Source organism: Priestia sp. P5_B4, from assembly GCF_056400385.1.
The window spans coordinates 1-1,245 of the sequence record NZ_JBFULJ010001023.1 but is presented as its reverse complement, the minus strand read 5'-3'; the positions used below and the strand labels follow the sequence as shown (position 1 = coordinate 1,245).

The window sequence follows — 1,245 nt, the reverse complement described above, 5'->3', positions numbered from 1 at the left end:
CCAGTGTTCTTCTGCATTCAATAGTAGAAGAACACTGGTTGTTAAGAATACGTAAGGAATTCCTTTAGCTCCGGCAATTTGTCCGCCAATGACTGGACCAGCTAAATTCCCAAAATATTGCGCTGTTTGATTATAGCCAAACATTTTACCTGTAATAGAGTCCGGTACAATTTTCTTTAAATAAGAATTAATAGAAGGTAATAATCCTCCCATTGCAAAACCGAGTAAAAAACGAAGTAAGAATAGCTGCCAAGTACTATGCACAAAGGCCTGTAAGCCGCAAATCACCGCTACGATAAGCAGACATATTTGAAGCACATTTTGAGGACCCACGCGATCGCTGACTTTGCCAAGTTTTGATGCAGCTAAAATATTTGAAATTCCTGTTGCCGCTACGACAAAGCCTGAAATAAGGGCAAGGTGATCGGTATGAGTAGACAGTTGTTTTACATACAGTGTAACGATTGGCTGAATAGCCATAACTGCAAGCTGCAGTAAAAAAGTTGTAACAAATACACCAATCACGGCCTTTGAATTTTTAAGAGACAGTAACCCAATGTTAGATTCTTTCGTCGTTTTCGCCGTCTCTTTTTTGTCTTCTTGAATTAAATTTACAATTAAAAAAGACAAAAACATAAATGCACCCGTCACGAAAAAGACGTGGCGTAGCCCGATTGTATCTCCTAAGTAGCCGCCTACTAGCGGTCCTAATAAAGATCCTGATACAGCCCCTGTAGACAACGTACCTAATGCTTTACCGCTGTGCTCTTTAGGTGTTTGAGTCGCTACTAACGTAATGGCTGCAGAGATGAAGCCGGAAACGGCCCCCATTAAAAAGCGCAGTCCGACAAGCTGATAGACATTTTGCACAAAACCAATGGAAGTCATAACAACTGCCATAMCCAAGCTTGCCCGAAGGAGCATAAGCTTTCGCCCATATTTATCGGCCAAACTCCCCCATAAAGGAGAAACAATAGCCGCCATTAAAAAGGTAGATCCAAAGGCAATACCAGCCCATCTGCTGATGGAGCTTGTATCGTGAACTCCCAGCTTTTCAATATAAAGCGGTAAAAACGGAATAACTAAACTCATCCCGGCTGTGGTGCAAAAAGAACCGAACCAGCAAATGTACAAGTTTCGTTTCCATAATTCCATTCTATTTCCTTCTTTCGTTGTGCCGCATGGCGTGAAAACAACAAAAGAGCGAAACCATACGGCCTGCTCTTTTAGCATACATGCAGCATC

1 protein-coding gene is annotated in these 1,245 nt (G+C 41.9%); it reads right to left on the bottom strand.

Annotated elements, in window-relative coordinates:
* The coding region (locus tag AC1DRF_RS28450) for a multidrug efflux MFS transporter (protein ID WP_477742366.1) at positions 1-1,245 on the bottom strand (1,245 nt) is incomplete at both ends.